We start from the raw sequence: 16,374 nt of genomic DNA, 5'->3' as shown, positions 1-16,374 counted from the left end.
TGCGCGGCATCTCCAATGACCGCCAGTTTGCCGGCCCGCCTTTTCACAAGGCGGCCATTTCTGACCTGGGTACGAATGACGCACTACACTGCGCCAGTCCATTTTCCTGCAAAGGAGTTGCCATGAAGAAACGCAGACTGCAGATTCACCCCGTAGTGGGCGCATTGCTGATGGGAATTGCCGGCCTTACGGCCCTGCCCAGCACCTGGGCCTGCACCCGCCTTGTCTTTCTTGGTGCGAATGGCCAAGTCGTCACCGCGCGCTCCATGGATTGGAAAAGCGACATCGTCAGCAATCTCTGGGTGCTCCCGCGTGGAATGGAGCGCTCAGGCAAGGCAGGCCCCAACTCGTTGCGCTGGACGTCCAAATACGGGAGCGTCATCACCTCGGGCTATGACGTCTCCACCACCGATGGAGTCAATGAAGCCGGCCTCAACGCCAACCTGCTCTGGCTGGTGGAATCCCAATACCCGGCCTTCGGTGCGGGCAGCAAGCCTGGCCTGACCATTGCAGCCTGGGCGCAATACGTGCTGGACAACTTCGCCACCGTCCAGGAAGCCGTTGCGGCGCTGGAGAAAGAACCTTTCACCATCGTCTCCGACAACGTTCCCGGAGAGAACCGGCTGACGACGCTGCATCTCTCGATGTCCGACGCCAGCGGCGACAGCGCCATCGTCGAGTACATCAATGGCCGGCAGGTGATACATCACGGCCGGCAATACCAGGTCATGACCAATTCACCGACGTTTGATCAGCAGTTGGCTCTCAACACCTATTGGCAGCAAGTGGGCGGCACCACCATGCTGCCCGGCACCAATCGCGCCGCCGATCGATTTGCCCGCGCATCCTTCTACGTCAACGCCATCCCTAAAAGTCAGGACCCCAACAAGGCGCTGGCCAGCGTCTTCAGCGTGATCCGCAACGCCTCGGTACCCTACGGCCTGAATACGCCCGAGGAGCCCAATATCTCGTCAACCCGCTGGAGAACCGTTTTCGACCACCAGCGCAAGCTCTACTTCTTCGAATCAGCGTTGACGCCAAATACCTTCTGGATAGACCTCACGGCACTCGACTTCAGCCAGAAAACCGGCAAGGTTCTCAAGCTGGATCTGGGCCCAGACCAGAACCACACCTTCTCGGGCGATGCCACGCGGCAGCTTCAGGAATCAGTACCGTTTCAATTTCTAGGCATCTAGGGAAGAGGAAAAAGCGAGCAGAAACACCAAATCAACAACGGCCGCTGGCGGCCCCCAACTTTGCACGGTGCCTGCAGGCATCACAACCATGACCGTTACCGTCATCGGCGGGGGCGGCGCGACGGAAGGGCCCGTCAGGGCAGGCCTCGGCACTGATCGGAGTTCTTCCTGCAAACCGCGCCCGTCGGGTGCGCCCAAGCGGAAAATCATCTGGTAGCCTGCATGCAAGCGAGGCGATCAGTGCCTCTTAGAAAGGATCAGCATGCTTTCCAGAATTTGCGCAGCTGCATTTTTCGCTGCCATCACGCTTGTACAAATGCCGGCGATCGCCCAGGCGGACGTTCCGTCCACTGCGGTGACCTTCAAGAAAGGCACGTCGGGCGCGACTGTCCAAGGCAAGCTCCAAGGCAACAAGGAGCAGGCGCGCGACTACATAGTGCGTGCGGTTGCCGGGCAGAAGATGACCGTGCACATGGAGACGAAATCCACCTCCACCTACTTCAACGTGCTGCCGCCCGGCAGCGAGGAAGCGCTGTATCGGGGCGAGGTGGCAGACGGCCCCACATGGACCGGTGCATTGCCCGCCAGCGGTGACTACCGTGTGCGTGTCTTCCTCAACCGCGCAGCCGCCCGCCAAGGCAAGTCTTCGGCGTACGCGCTCAAGATTTCCGTAGTAGATTGACGTAGCGCGGCGTCAAGACGATCCACAACCTGCTCGTCCCGCAGACACGCGCAACACATGCTCGGCTTGTTCGAATCCTGCTCGGCCAGCTCAACGAAGCCGGTAGCCTGTGACCAAGAACATGCTCCGCGACCGCTTCGACGCCGCTCGGGATGCCGCCGGCATTCCCAAGGCGCAGTTCCAGCCTCGGGGCCTGCGCGCCACGGCCGCCACCACGTTGGATGACGACGGCGGGATACGGCTGGAGCACACGACGGAGCGCATGGCCGCCCAGTACATCCGCCACAAGGTGGGCAGCCCGTTCGGTGAATTGCGGAACACGGGGAGAGTTGCGGAACGCGGCCTGTAAACCTCGGCCCCATCTTGCTACTTCTTCGATAGCAAAGAAAAAAGGCCCCGTATCGCTACGGGGCCTTGTGTTCTTTGGTGGGTCCTGCGAGATTCGAACTCGCGACCAACGGATTAAAAGTCCGATCCACTGAAATAGGCATAAGAGAAAACACCTTTCCAATCAATAACTTGCAGCGATAGCCACGCTCCTGGTGTTTTCGAAATCATGCCTTTTTCGCCCTATTTCAGCCTACTTTGGGCAGGTTTTGGTCATGGCACAGTGCCTGCCTTAACTCATCAACATCCGCACCTTACCTAGCTCAGAACCACCGACTTCGCGTAGTCAAACGACGCAGGGAGTCTCATTCACTGCATGGGCACCCTCCAGAAGCTCATGCTTTGGGGCGCGGTTGATGGGCGACATGCTCTGCCAGCGAGAATCACAGACCGGAAAGGAGCTATCGGTCTCAGCACCTGCTTGGCGGACTGGCATATGCCGACGTAAGTTCACGGCCGAGTACCTTAGCAGCAGCCAGAAAACACCATTCATTGAACACTCCTTTTCTGAATGGCTGTTTTCACGTATGATTTTCACCTATTCAGCGCATCAAGGGAAAATATTAATTAGGGTTTGCTGACTAAAGTGGCTCGTGTTACCAGCGAATCCGGCTGACGAAATTACCCGAAATCCATCTGAATGAATTGGCGCAAATGGATCAGTCAAGATCTCAATATCGTACTCGCGTAGCTGACTACCGAACTTACCTAGAGCGACTCCCATTACAGAAGCCGCACCGGCCTTCTTAAGAAACGCAGCTGCGACGCCAAACGACACTCCATAGGTCGTGCAGTCATCAACCACTACAACGTTGCGGCCTCTGATATTTTTCCTGTACTCAGGATTCAAGTGAATCGTTTGAATTTGCTCAGAGGGGTCCGTGCGATCGACACGTCCTCCACTAGATGATCGTTTCGTAGAGGGGTGATGCCGAATGAAAAGTGGAACGCCTCGCTTAGCCAAGCGCACACGTGAGACAGTAGTGCGCAAACGATGCGTGAAGTCACTCAAGATTTCGCTGTCATCGTTCAGGCTATTCGACGACGGATAGACCCCCCAAAGCAGTTCATCAAGTTTATCGACGCCCTCCATGAGCAGTGAGCGGGATGCTATGGTCAGTAATGCCATCAAACGTGGCCCCCCACCTTTGACAATGGTAGTGACCCGGTGGCTGAAGTCCGCCTGGTCCGCTGACTTGTACATGCTGGAAAGGTCGCTCAGCGCCCGTACTTGGTAGTTTTTGGCGTTTCCTGAGAACCACCATTGCCCCGTCCAACCCTGCGTCAGGGCGAGAGTTTGCTGGAGCTGCGCAGCACTATCAACTTTGATGCCGAGCGCTTCAACTGGCGCAGCTTGTGTCCAGCCGCCTGCAATCAACACCGCTTGCGCGTTCTTGCCCATCTGGATATCGTCTGGCTTAGTTGCGAGAACGAATACGTCGTACGAAGCGATTTTCAGACGCCTAGCGTTTTCCCGCACCACTTCACCGGACTGGCGTCCCACACTCTGTAAGAACTGCACCCCTCCAACTCCGAGAGTGGACGCAAACCACGTGGGTTCTGCGTGGTTTGAAATCAATACTACGGGTGACCCTGCAGCAACTATCGCCTTTAAAGCAGCGATGAGGTTCGCGTCAGGCGTTCCTCCGCGCAAGATGGAGTCCGGCGAAGACACAAGTGCAAACATTCTTTTCTCCTCTTTTCTCGCCTATTGATGGCGATGCAATAGCCCAAAAGCCCGGATGAGCCCTCTAAAAGGTAGACAACAGTACTGAATTTAAGCGATTGACTAATTCACTTAGTCCAAGCTGCCTAGTCACAGTATCGTTCAAAAATCCACCACCATCGGCATCTTCATCGCCGATGAAAAACGAAGTGATACCGCCGCTCAGAAGCGCGGATAAATCCGCGACCAAGCTACTACGAATCACACTCACATCATCTTTTTTCGACATAAGTGACTGGTCGACCGCCTCATTTTGCTCAATCCAGTCTTCTTTTTGTAAGCGGAGACGTTCATTCTTCGAATATTCTTCAACCATGAGCGACAAGTTCGCGAGTCTCGAAAGATGTAGAACTACCTCTTCGCCAACCAAATGAAGTGCAAGCACTTGATCTTTTGAAATAGGTCGCTTAGCACTAACCAGTTTGCGCTGCAGGTCGGCGAGGTGCGTGTGCAAACGGCGATGTCGCGCATAGAATTCGCGGACATCCACTTCATCCGCAGAGTCTCCAAGCCACTTTTTAAAACCCTTCGAACCGATCTTCGGTGGCATCCAGAGACCGAAAGCCGCTAACACCTCATCATCCTTTGGCAAACTCAAATCAAGCCGAATACGATGGCTCCACTCTGTGGACTCCAGCGCTGAAGCGCGTCCCACCTCTACCAGTTGGCTAGCCGTCGCAGACTCTACTCTGAAACGTTCAAGGGATAGGGCATCGACCTGTACACGGTCCTCAGCAGAGGCGGCGTCCCTCAGTGCGGGTTCCAAACCGATCTCTGTTACCGCTGTGTCTTCTGGGGAAGAATTGAGGCCAGCAACAGGAGAGAAATCTGGCGCGACTGATCCGACTGCGACTCCTCCCTCGATGAAGTTTAAACCCCAGGGTGGCGCGACCGGTTCAGGCTTGGCACCTTCAATTACAGGAAATATTTGGGACTGAGATGACGGCAGCTGGAAGAGATCTTCCGCTACCTCTAGCGCATCGGGTTCGGTACCGTAGATTTTCCCCGCAGCCAGCTCACCCCTTATGAAAGGCTCCACGCCACTCGACTGCGCCAGCTGCCAATAGTCCTCCTTACTTCTCAGGATAATGACACGCTCAAGATCATTCAGGGAGCATCGCAATAGATCTGCTCGCTCATGCGGCGCCGCCTCGGAAATGACCAAGTTCGCCTGCACTTTGGGCTCCATGTTGTCCCTGTCCTTAATCGTAGGATATGGAATAGCAAGCCATCGACCATACTCCAGCGTTGCGCGTGAAGCGTAGAGACTGCCTCCTTTAAGGTCAGACTGAACCATTACTACTCCGAGAGCCATTCCAGCTTGGGTCCTATCTCGCTTCACGTACTGCTGACGTTGAACAGCCTGTCCGAACGGATACTCGCTGACCAACGCCCCTCCCCGGTCCAAGATAGTTTGCGCTAGGCTCCTATGCTTTGACGGCGATGTCATATGCAGACCATGGGCCATTACAGCAACCGTGTGTGCGCCGCAGTCAATCGCAGATTGGTGAGCCAAGCCGTCGCACCCGATGGCAAGGCCGCTGACAATACTCCATCCGGCTTCACCAAAGTGCGTAGTGATCCTTCTAGCGACTACAGCTCCATGGCTGGTCGGCTCGCGAGTGCCTATGATGGCCAATGAGCGCTGATCAGGCGCCGCGAGAGCTCCTTGCACGTAGATGATGAACGGATCATCCTTCGTGGCAGCTAACAGCGCTGGATACTCTCCGTCAACGGCAGACAGAATACGAGCGTTATGTTTTTCGGCAGCGGTAACCTGCATGTAGGCCCAGTCCTGAGCCTCGTGCCAGTTGGCGCCACCCTCCAGCGAACGAGCGATCGGTGGAACAGCTGCAGCGAGCTCCTCCACGGACATCCTATCGAAGCCAGGTAGAAGAATGGCCCGCTTGAGCGCAGCAGGGCCAACGCCCTTGAGCTTCGAGAGGGATAGCAGGTAGAAGGTCTGCGGCGAGACGATGGTCATGCGTAAGTGTATAGGTCACCGACATTCTTGCCCAAGCCGAGAAGGACCACGTCATGCGCACCAACCTCAGTAAGCCGATTCTGAGCGCTGATGAGCGACGCACCTGTGGTAACGACGTCGTCGATGACCAAGTACGCCTGTCCTGCACTCACAAGCTCTGGCCGGGCCACCACAAGGTGGTCTCGGACATTCTCGAAGCGTTGAGCACGGTTTAGGAATTCATTGTGATTGGATCTAACGCCGATGGTGTACGCTAGCAGATCAGGCGCCAACGTGACAGCTGCCTCAGTCGGGTTGACTTGCAGGTATGCGCCAAGCTGGTTCAGCAGTTGTTCGAGGCGAGGCTGACGTTCAGGGCGATGAGGCACTACCGTCACAATCACCCCTTCTGGATGGGAAATGTCGTTGAAGGTAACTTCAATGAAGTCCCGCACTGCATCCAACCAAGGGAGAGGAAACTGGGCTGACTCCTTGTTGTCCTCTATTGAGGTTGATAGAGCATGATTGACTCTCCGCCGCTGCACTGAATTATGGTTTGAAATGCTACGACCCGCAATGTTGATAGGATAACGACGGTCATCTCCAACAGCCCAATACCCCACCTTGACGTATCGCTGACCGCGTTGAGGCATACCGTTCTCCAGCAACCGCTCAAGATTGGGAAGGAACGGCCGGTGATCTTGGATGAAATCCAGCACGTCTTGGGGATTCTCGATGATGCCGTCTGGAACCAAATCTTGAGCTCGCCAATGTTCAGAGAGAATGCGGAACGGCCAAGTGCGCTTGTCCACAGCGACCAAACAGCCTGCGTTGTACGCGGCCTTAACATCTATATCGTTGTCGCCGATCAAAGCGACCCGCCCAAGGTCATCTAAACCAACCTCATTCATGGCCTTGCGCACTCCATCACCGTAAGGCTTAGTACGAGAAACATCCTCGTACGCGACGATGACATCCCAGTCAAAACCGGGGTACGCCCACGCCAAAAGCGCCCTGGCGTAGCTACGAGGTGCTCGAGTGAAGACCCCAAGCTTTAGCTGAGGAAAGTCCGTTCGGAGCCTTTGCAGGAAGCAACACTCATATATAAGCCGGTTTGGTCTAGTCCGAATGAGCGCGTTGAGCTGGGCCAAGTGGACCGGGTCCTCATTGTTCTTAGAAGCCTCGCGAGCCTCTTTAAGGTCATCAGTTGAGACCAATGTGTTATCTAGGTCGAACAAGCAAAGCTCAAGCATTTTCTTCCTCTTAAACAAAGGTCACAACAAAGGGAGATGCACATCCCGCATCAGACATGCCAAACGCCGAACCAAGTAGGAGCTCGAAAGGTTGGTGTACCGCTCAGCCACACTGCGTACAACGAATTTTCGCCGGCTTATTTGACTTAGCTCAGTAGCCGATGGTCACTGGGTCACGGGGGGTGGTTCTTGACACACCACATTCCTTATATCAAATTATCGCATTCTGTTACACCATTGTCTATGGAATCAATGGAAATTTCACAACAGCGTATTTTTCAATGATCTTTTATGTCACAAGCTACCGTAGCTGCATAGCAGAATGCGCCAAGCCATTGGTCGAAGAATGAGAAGATCAGCAGCAGCTTGACGCAACTTCGACCAAATAATTCCGTCAGCGCTCCCGAAATTTGTCAAGCACGCCCTCAACCTCCTGGTTCAACTGCCGCATTGACAGTTCAATCTCAAGATTGATGGCCTTGACTTGGTCGCGCTTGTCAGAGGCATCTCCGGCCTGCACCGTTCGGCGGAACTTGCGCAGATTCGAGATCTTCTTATCCAACGCCTTTGCCGCATCGTGTGCTTTTGCCAACGGCACATCAGCCAGCACGGCATCAGCATCCTCGCCGCCGTGAACCCGGGCTTTGAATTCGTTCTCGCTGATGTTGATGCGCTTGAGGTTCTCGTAATAGGCGTTGCTCTGGCCATTGGCGCCGCGCGTGTTCCCATAGAGCCGGCCTGCCAGAACAACCTGGTGCGGAGCCAGTTCCTCGCCAGTGAAGGCGGAGGTGGTCATGGCCACGGCCTTGTTCACCTCGCGGCCCACGCCACCGGTGATCTGTTCAACCAAGTACTCGACAGCCTCTGGCGTTGGGCTGACAGCGCCAGGCCGCCAATCGTTGCCGCCCGTCGAGGCATTGGCAAGGGTAGCCAACCAGCGGTAGGGCTTTGCCGTCGAATCTTTCACACGGCTCGCGCCCGGCGTCGGGTCATTTGAATTCCGGTCCTCTCGGTAGATCTCGCGGCCTGTCCAGTCCTTGTTGCGAGCCAGGGCCAGCGCAGGATCAAACCAGGTGGGCGATGCCATCTGCCCCAGATCCGCAGACCCGCCCAGCGGGTTGTAGGCATCGAGGGCCAGCACAGCCATGTCCAGGACGTGCCCCATTCGGCTCTTGGTCGGGTCATCGTGCACCCCCATCTCCACGATGGTGCGGCCGATGTTGGGGAACACATGGAACCCCAAGGGCAGCGGGATGGCCACATAGTCCTGTCGGCCCAGCGGGATGATGATCGCCCGCTCCTTCACAAACTCGGGGATCTTCTTCCATTCGTCGTCGGCGCCATCGCCGCCGCCCATCATCAAATACCCCGCCATGGCCGACACCATGCCCAGGGCCACACCACCCATCATGATCTTGCGCCCGGCAGGCCCCGCCAGCGTCTCCAGCATGCGCTTGTTGCCCTGGATCGCCGCATTCAGGAATGCAAAATGCGCCCCCACCACGGAGGTGTTGCGGCCCTTGCGGTTGAAGTTCACCGTGATGTTCTTGGCGATGCTGGCCGCCTCCTGGCGGCTGATGCCCTGGTCCAGCGCGGCCTTGTAGACGCCGAGGCGCGTGGTCGCCTCCAGCGTTTCGTTGAAGTCGGACAACCAGCCCAGCAGAGCCCGGCCGCCGGCGGCAGCTGATGTGCCCTGGCCAGCCTGGTCCAGCGCCTTTTGCAGTGCCTTGGCGCGGTCCTTGGGATCGGCATACAGGTCGCGGTAGCCTGTCGTGCCGCCATCGAGCTGCAGCTGCTCCCACAGCTGCGCCCATTGGCCGGTGGGAGCGCCCTCTTCCTTGCGCTCGCGGCGCAGTTCCTTGTAGATGGCGCGCGTGTTCTGGCGGATGTTGCGAAACACCTCGGCCTGCTTGCCGGCCAGTGGCGTAGTGGACAGCTGCAGCATGGCGCCCTGTAGATCGCGCGCAAGGTTAATGACACCGAACACAGGGTTGTACTGGGTATTCACCGATGCGAACCAGCGCGTAATCCAGGCAGCAATCCGCGTGAAGCGGTCCAGTTCCATGGCATCCAGATTCTTCATGGCCACGGCCAGGCGCAGGGCCTTCTCGTTACGCTCGTTGAAGACGATGTACCGATCCTTGCCGCCGATGCGCACCGTCACCACGTTGTCGCGCGCCTTGGCGCCCTGATCCACCATGGTCTTGACCAGGCCCGTGTCCGTGTCCAGCGCCTTCTTCTTGGGCAGTTCCAGGCTCCAAAGCTCCTTGTCCGGGTTCTGCGCTGCCAGCAGGTACATGCGCTTGACCACGTTGTTCTTTTCGCCGCGCGTCAGCGCCGCCTCGCGCTGCATGACGATGTGGCTCAGGATGTTGGTCACGCGCTCGTTCGAGCCGGTGCGCCTCTTAGATGCATCGCCCTTGGTGCTGAAACCCTGGCCGATGGGGTGGGCCTTGCTGTCAGGGTGGGCCTCGTCGCGGTGCAGCGGCACGTAGTGCTGGTAGGTCTTGCGCCAGGCCGTCAGCGTGGCCTGGTCCATGAGTCCGTAGTTCTCCAGTGTCTGCAGAGTGCCTTCGTTCATCCGGTGCACACGCGTGCCCAGCTCCTCGAGCACCTGGCGCTGTTCCGGGTCGTAGCCGGCCATGATGGCCTGGGCCTCGGCATCGCTCATGCCCGACAGCGACAGGCGCTCCTCCTCGGTGCCGTCGAAGGCCTCGGCGCTGTCCCAGCGGTCCTGGTCGATGAGCGCCTGGCCCAGCGCCTTCTGCACCGGGCCGGTGGCCATGCCCCGGGCCTGGGCGCGCTGCAGCTGGCGGCGCAGATCTTCCACGGTCTTGCCGGCGCCATCGCGCTGCGCCTGCAGCTGCTGGGCGCCGGGGTTGCGCTCGGCCATGACGCGGTTGGCTTCGGGAGCGTGGCGGGCGTGCAGGAAGCGTTCCAACTCCTCGATGGCGATGCCCGTGGCGTTCAGGCGCCGCAGCAGCGGCTGCACTTCGTCGCGCAGGAAGTTGGCCGTGCGCTTGGCCACGCGCTTGTGGTAAAGCTCCTCGCCCCGGTAGGCGTCGTTCGTCTCGCTGACGGTGCCGTTCAGGGCCTTGATGTGTTCCTGAATGCGCTTGAGATCGATGAACTTGTCCTGCCAGGAATACAGGAAGTCATCCACCGAGCGGTAGCCGGTGAGGTCCGCCACCTTGTCCTGCAGACGGCCCAGGCGGCCCTTGGACTGCACTGGAGTGACCGCGCCGGAAGCGGGGCCGCGGCTGTAGAAAACGCGCAGCTTGGGGCTGGGGTCGCCTAGAACTTGTGCGTGCCGCTCAGCAAACCTTCCCAGTACAGCGCCTCGTCCCCGTCGATTGCCTTCACCCGCGCTGCCCTCTCCGCGTAGAAGGGCACGCCAGACAGCCGCTCGCGCAACTGTTCGCCAGCCAGCTTCCGCTTCTGCCGGTCCGCTTCCAGCCACTGCACGTCTTGCTCGGATGGATTGTCCAACCAAGCCAGCCAGTTGCTGTCTTGATAGTTGCTTCCCGGAATTGGAAAGTCGGAACGATCCACTGTCTGCGTCATATTCAATCTGGTTGGAGGTTGGGAACGCATTATCCGTGGCAGCCACGCTCGCCGCAATCATGCGCTCCACATTGCCGACGTCATCCCCATAGATCCAGCGTAGGCCCGGCACTCCGTGACCACCGCGCACCTGGTCAGGGTGTGGCGCCAGGTGGCGCGTGGTGCCGAACTTCAAGGCGCTGGACAGCATCTGCTCCAGCCGGCGACGCAGCGCGGTCTTGCTCAGCCCGTGAGGATCGCCGATGAAGATGCTGTCCGTGTTGTGCGCGAAGGTGGCGGCGATGCTGTACGCCATGGCACCCGAGTCCCCTCGGGACAACTTGGACACGTCCAGCCACACGTCTGTGGTCGGAGGCACATCCTCCGGGTTCTCGCCAGGCCTGCCGGCCACGGCCTCCATTCCCTCCGCCGTGTAGAGCATGTCGTAGACCTGCTCGCCGTATGGGTTGGGCTGGCGTACCGACAGCGTGGCCTTCTTGCCATCAGGCATCTTCAACGTGTATTCCTGCCGGCCGGCAATGCTCACCGGCTTGCTCACCTCGATGTCCGGAGCGTGCTCCTTGGCGATGGCCTTCAGATCCGTTTGCTTCGACTTTGGCAAGGTGAACAAGTCGTCCAGCTGGGACAGCTCCTGCAGCGCCCGCCGGCCAGCGCCGCTGTCCAGGCTGTACTTGGGCCGTGCCGACACCGCCGATGCAGCGGCCGCCGCACCACGCTCCACCCAGCGGCGCGCAGGCAGGATGAAGTCGCGGATGATCTCCGCGTCCGTCATGGCCAGGTCGCGCAGCGCGGGCACATGGGTGCGCAGCCAGGCGCGGATGGCGGCGACGGCGCGGCGGACAAAGCCCAGCTGCGGCTGTGTCTCGGCCATCTCGGCCAGCACCTCGTCGGCCGCGTAGCGCCGGCCCACCAGGTCGTCCAGCTCGCCATACTCCTGCAGCTTGGCGCGCACCTCGCGGGGGCGGGCCACGATGATCTGGTCCAGCACCGCATCCAGCTTCTCGCCGAAGGCGCCGCGCAGGCCGTGGTGGCCCAGCGCCTCGTGGTACAGCACGCGAGCCACTTCCTCGGGCGTGGCCAGCTGGCTCGCAACCAGGTAGACCTCGCCATCGAAATAGAAGCCCTTGGGCACGCCCTCCGCGCCCTCGGCCGCCTGCAGTCGCTCCGTGTCGCGCGCCTCCTGTGGCACGCGCGGGTCCTGCAGGTCGAACACCACATTGATGCGCGGCGCGTTGGCCCAGGCCTGGCGCACTTCGTCCACGACCTTCTGCACGCGCGCCATGGGCGCCTGGGGCGCACGGCGCGCGCCCGCTTGCGCCGCGCCACCAGCGATGCGCAGCAGTTCCTGCGCCAGGTCTGCCGTCATGGTGGGCGCCACGGAACTCTCCGCGCGCTTGAACGGTACTCCCGCCGGCTGCTCAGCCCCTTCCTCAAAGCGGGACAGCTCGCTGCGCGTGACGGACAAATCATCCTCGGGATACCAGTAGATGTTCACCTTGTGAGCCTGGTTGCCGGTTTTTCCTCCGCCCACATGCGCAAACCCGCGATAGCCCATGTCCTCCAAGTTGTAGCGAATGCCGTCGAACCGCTCCTGCAGCTCGTCCGCACTCACGCCTTCGTAGCGAGACTCGGCGCGCGCCTCGTCGAACAGCTGGGCCAGCGTGGTGATGCGCTCGCCCGTCTCCGTGTTCTCATCGCGGGCCAGGCCGTCCAGAACGCGCTTGGCCATGGACTGCACTTCTGGCTCCATCGGAGCATCCATGTCATACAGGCGGACAGGAGAGTGCTCGGCAATCTCATACAGCGTGGGCTCGCCGCCCTGCCCTTTGCGGGTGTAGCCGGCGGCGATGTCGGCGGCGTCTGTGGTGTAGAAGCCCTGGCCGTAAATGTTGAGGACGTTGCCGCGGTAGACGCCATCATTCGTGGGGCCGCCTGCGGGCAGCGGACGGCTGGTGCCATGCAGGCGCACGCCTTTACCGCGCGTGTCACGCAGCTTGGGCCGCTGGCTCACTGCAGGTGCTGCAGGTGCTGCAGGTGCTGCAGGTGCTGCAGGTGCTGCAGGTGCTGCAGGTGCTGCAGGTGCTGCAGCAGTGTCTGGCCGCACCGGCCCAGCCGCGGCCGGTTTGTCAAAAACTCCCTGCTGGCCGCTCAGCGCATCCTTCGCGTCCTGGCCCAGCTGGAAGTGCTCGGCGCTGGCGGCCTGACGCTCGGCCACTTCCTTGCGCTCGCGTTCGGCACGCGCCTGGGCTTCGGCCTGGGCGTCGTCGCGCGCACGGCGCTGCTCGGCCTCCTGCTGCTGGGCCTGCTGGGCCTGGATCTCGTCGGGGGTGTAGCTGGAAAGCTCCAGCTCGGGCGCTACGGCGCCGCTGTCGGCGTCTGCTTCTTGCCCTGGGCCGTCTGCGCGATCTCCAGCAGCTGCTCGCCCTGCTCCGTCTGGCTCTTGTCGCCGTGCTTCTGGCCCTGCTGCATCAGCACGCTCCCCAGCAGCATCGCTGCCAGTGGGTTCTCGGCTGCCTTGCGGGGTTGGGGCTGGGGCTTGCTGGGAGTCGGTGCTTGTGTCATTGGTCTGTTGTGGCTGTGGGACGGGTTGGCCGCTCAGGGCAGCAAGAATTGCGGCAGGTCCAACCTGCTCGCCGAACATATCACCGCTGGCCGAGGTCGCCAAGGCTGCGGCCATGTATGCGCGCAGGGACTCCACCAGGCGGTCGCGGCCCACGGGCCGAGTCAGGTAGTGGCCGCTGTACAGCAGGCGCAGCAGGCCCACGGTCAGGGCGTCGGGCACATCGCCCGTCAGCATGTCCACCTGCTGCACAGCGTCGTGCAGGGCCGCGCGCTCGCGCCGAGCCTTCTGCACCAGGCGGATGGCCTGCAGCAGGTTCTCGGTCACGTCCACCTCGGCATTGATGGCGCCGCGCTCGGCCGCCAGGCGCAGGTTGGCCCACTCGCCGGCCACGGCCTTGAGGGATTCGCCGATGGCGCGGATGTCGTTGTCGGTGGAGCCGAACAGCGATTCCACCAGGTCGCCGTCGCCGTAGGCCTTGTGCACCAGCGCCGCCTGCAGGCGGGTGACGCCGGCTGGCGAGAGCGCGCCACTCGCGTCCACCATTCCGGCCACGTCCTGGCCCTGCTCCTGCAGCCTGCCGATGAAGGCGCGGGCAAAGTCCCGGTTCGCGGCGCTGTCCAGGGCGCCGCTGTCGAACACTTCCAGCACCCCGCCGTCCACCAGGGCCGCGTCGGTGGCAGCCTGCTCCGTGGCCGACAGGCCCAGGGCCTGGCTCTGGCTCTTGGCGCCCATGTTGACCTGGTTGTCCTTCTCGGAATACAGGCGCACCAGCACAGGGGCCTGCATGCCGGCGATGGCGGCGGGGTCGATGCCGTGTATGTCGCTGTCGGCGGCCAGCTCCTGCCGGTAAGCGTCGGCCGTGCCGCGCTCATAGGCAGCGCGCAGGCCTGCCACGCGGCCGTTGTTCAGGGCCTTCACGGTGCCCGGGTGCGCTGCGTCGAACAGCGGATTGACGGCGCCGTCCGCGAAGTTGGACGGCTGCACGTCGGCCGCCTCCATCACGCCGTAGCGGAACGGCACGCGCTGGCCATCGCTCATCACCGCCACGTCGGCCCGGCCCAGCGCCTGCACGGCGTCGGCCTGGTCGCCCACGGCGAACACCATGGGAGCGCCCGATTCGGGGCTGCGCGAGACGCCCAGCCGCAGGTAATCGGGGTTCTGGGCCATGCCCTGCATCTGCACCACGCTGGCAGGCCGGCTGCGGTCGCGGTTCTGGATCTCCTGCACGGGCGTGCCGGCGGCGCCCGTGCCCTCGGGGTTTGTGCCGGCGCGGCGCGTCTTCACTGCGGCCCATTCGTGCTGCAGCTGGTCCCAGATGGGCGTGCCCCGGCGCAGGGTGGCCACCTTCTCGCCGCGCTCGTGCACGAACTGGGGCCATGTCTTGGACCGCACTGCACCAGGATCAAACGCCGGGGCCTGTTCGGCCGCAGCAGCTTCGGCCGCCACGGTCTGGGGCTCATCGCCCAGGGCTTCCAGCTCGGCCTCGCGCGCCGCGTCCTGTTCCAGGCGCTGGGCCAGCGCTGCACGCTCCACTTGCTGCGCAGGGTTCAGGCCCGTGGTGCTGTCGATCACCTCCAGCTCGGCCAGGCGCGTGGCAGCCGTGGTGCTGTCCATGGTTTCGGGCGTGCCATCGGGCTGCTGCACGCGCTGCTGCTCGGCGTGCTGCTCCGTCTGTGCCGGTGCAGGGGCAGGCGCAGCTGCAGCGCCGTCGCCCTGGCCAGCGTCTGCGGTCGTGGCCACGTCCGTGACCGTGTTGCCTTCGGCATCCTTGTAGGTCACGTCGATGACCGTGCTGCGCCCGCCGGCATCCGCCTGGGCTCCCCTACGATCCTTCACGCCGGCCACCACGCCGCGCGCAGCACCTGGTGCAGATCCGCCCAGCGCACCCAGCACGAAGTTGGCAGCCGAGTCCTCGCCGATTTCCTTGCCGTGGGCCACGCTCTTGGTGCCCAGGTCCGAGGCCACGCCTTCGGTCAGTTCCTGCGTGCCCTCCTCCAACGCCGAGATGCCCGCGCCTGCAGCCGCTTTGCCCAGCACCGAGCGGCCGGCCACGCGGGCCAGCAGCGGGTCGAGCCCGCCCGTCACCAGCTTGCCGGTGAAGCGGTCGCCGAACGTGGCCACCGCGCCCTGCAGCAGCGCCGAGGCGTCCTCTGCCTTGGCGCTGGTGATGCGCCGCGCCTCGTCGGGCTGCGCGCCGGCATCGATCATGCGGCGGTACAGCGGGCTGGTGTCCAGCAGCTGCTCGTGCGACTGCTTGGCGATGAACTCCCGCGCGTTCTCCACGCCCTCGCCCGCTGCCATGGCGCCGCCCACCGCGCCGGCCGCGCCCGGGCTGCGCGTGGCCAGTGCCGTGGCCACCACGGGGAACATGCTGCCGAACACGTCTGCGCCCTGCATCAGGAAGCCGCGCACCGATGGGTCTTTGCCGAAGTCGATCTCGCCCTTGAGCAGATTGCCCGTGATCTGGGAGTTGGCCACGGCGTCCTGCGTGGCCTGGCTGGTCGTGTCGTTGATGGCCTTCTGCGCATCGCGGCCGGCGCGGGCCAGCGATTCGGCGCCCGGCAGGCGCACGCCCACGGCCGCGCGCTCGGCCTGCAGCTCGCGGCGGTCGCGCTGCTGCTGCGTCATCGGGCCGTTGATGGCCTCGTCTGTGTCAATGCCTGGGATGAAAGCACCACCGGGCATGACCGTGGCGGGGTCGCCGCCGGCGCCGCTGCGCACCGTGGCGCGGATGCCCGACTGGGCAGCTTCGGGCGCGGAGGCTACGCCAGAGAGGGCTGCGCCGCCCGCGCGCTTGAACACGTCGGTGATGGCGTCTGCCACATAGCCGCCTATACCCTGCGGCTTCGGCTTGGGCACATCGATGGAGATTCCGCCCAGCTCGAAAAGATCTACGTCACCGGCCGAGGCCTGGGTTGCCGTCTTCGCCGTGGGATTGATACCGGCAATCTCGAACAGGTCAACGCCGCCATCGGCGGCGGTTTGGGGGGTCTGGGGCATGCATTACCTCGCGGATGGAACTCCGTCGAGGCTGTCAGGC

General features: G+C 61.8%; 7 protein-coding genes. 3 read left to right on the top strand and 4 right to left on the bottom strand.

Annotated features, from left to right (window positions below):
- The first annotated feature begins 122 nt into the window (after window positions 1–122).
- The 3 genes from ACF8ML_RS21810 (at window position 123) to ACF8ML_RS21800 (ending at window position 2,227) form a co-directional block, all read left to right on the top strand.
- The gene (locus tag ACF8ML_RS21810) at window positions 123–1,196 is read left to right on the top strand and encodes a linear amide C-N hydrolase (RefSeq protein WP_047327718.1); all 1,074 of its coding nucleotides are present in this window, start codon (window positions 123–125) and stop codon (window positions 1,194–1,196) included.
- Window positions 1,197–1,458: 262 nt separating this feature from the next.
- Complete coding sequence (locus tag ACF8ML_RS21805) at window positions 1,459–1,878, top strand: hypothetical protein (protein ID WP_016446828.1); 420 nt, start codon at window positions 1,459–1,461, stop codon at window positions 1,876–1,878.
- A gap of 121 nt (window positions 1,879–1,999) precedes the next feature.
- Window positions 2,000–2,227: a hypothetical protein gene (locus ACF8ML_RS21800; protein WP_047327717.1), complete on the top strand. Its 228-nt coding sequence runs from the start codon at window positions 2,000–2,002 to the stop codon at window positions 2,225–2,227.
- 588 nt (window positions 2,228–2,815) lie between these two features.
- Here the strand turns inward: ACF8ML_RS21800 and ACF8ML_RS21795 are convergent.
- From ACF8ML_RS21795 to ACF8ML_RS21780, 4 genes are all read right to left on the bottom strand, one after another.
- Window positions 2,816–3,952 (bottom strand): phosphoribosyltransferase, encoded by a 1,137-nt coding sequence (locus ACF8ML_RS21795; RefSeq protein WP_392407959.1) that lies wholly within the window; start codon window positions 3,950–3,952, stop codon window positions 2,816–2,818.
- 64 nt (window positions 3,953–4,016) lie between these two features.
- A complete protein-coding gene (locus tag ACF8ML_RS21790; protein ID WP_392407957.1) occupies window positions 4,017–5,975 on the bottom strand; it encodes a DNA-processing protein DprA in 1,959 nt (652 codons plus the stop codon).
- Window positions 5,972–7,207, bottom strand: a complete 1,236-nt coding sequence (locus tag ACF8ML_RS21785) for an HAD hydrolase-like protein (RefSeq protein ID WP_392407956.1) — start codon at window positions 7,205–7,207, stop codon at window positions 5,972–5,974. Before ACF8ML_RS21785 ends, ACF8ML_RS21790 begins: the two co-directional genes overlap by 4 nt.
- A 394-nt stretch (window positions 7,208–7,601) precedes the next feature.
- Entirely contained in the window at window positions 7,602–16,334 is an 8,733-nt protein-coding gene (locus ACF8ML_RS21780) for an LPD38 domain-containing protein (RefSeq protein WP_392407955.1), read from the bottom strand.
- Window positions 16,335–16,374 lie beyond the last annotated feature (40 nt).

This window comes from Delftia sp. WSY_10 (assembly GCF_043104705.1).
GTDB classification, from domain to species: domain Bacteria; phylum Pseudomonadota; class Gammaproteobacteria; order Burkholderiales; family Burkholderiaceae_C; genus Comamonas; species Comamonas tsuruhatensis.
The sequence above is the reverse complement of the archived record's forward strand: the minus strand, read 5'-3'. Positions and strand labels throughout refer to the sequence as shown.

What these genes read in the sequence shown, in the direction of transcription:
- ACF8ML_RS21810 (WP_047327718.1), top strand. Translation starts at nt 123, where the DNA reads ATGAAGAAACGCAGACTGCAGATTCACCCCGTAGTGGGCGCATTGCTG.
- ACF8ML_RS21805 (WP_016446828.1), top strand. Translation starts at nt 1,459, where the DNA reads ATGCTTTCCAGAATTTGCGCAGCTGCATTTTTCGCTGCCATCACGCTT.
- ACF8ML_RS21800 (WP_047327717.1), top strand. Translation starts at nt 2,000, where the DNA reads ATGCTCCGCGACCGCTTCGACGCCGCTCGGGATGCCGCCGGCATTCCC.
- ACF8ML_RS21795 (WP_392407959.1), bottom strand. Translation starts at nt 3,952, where the DNA reads ATGTTTGCACTTGTGTCTTCGCCGGACTCCATCTTGCGCGGAGGAACG.
- ACF8ML_RS21790 (WP_392407957.1), bottom strand. Translation starts at nt 5,975, where the DNA reads ATGACCATCGTCTCGCCGCAGACCTTCTACCTGCTATCCCTCTCGAAG.
- ACF8ML_RS21785 (WP_392407956.1), bottom strand. Translation starts at nt 7,207, where the DNA reads ATGCTTGAGCTTTGCTTGTTCGACCTAGATAACACATTGGTCTCAACT.
- ACF8ML_RS21780 (WP_392407955.1), bottom strand. Translation starts at nt 16,334, where the DNA reads ATGCCCCAGACCCCCCAAACCGCCGCCGATGGCGGCGTTGACCTGTTC.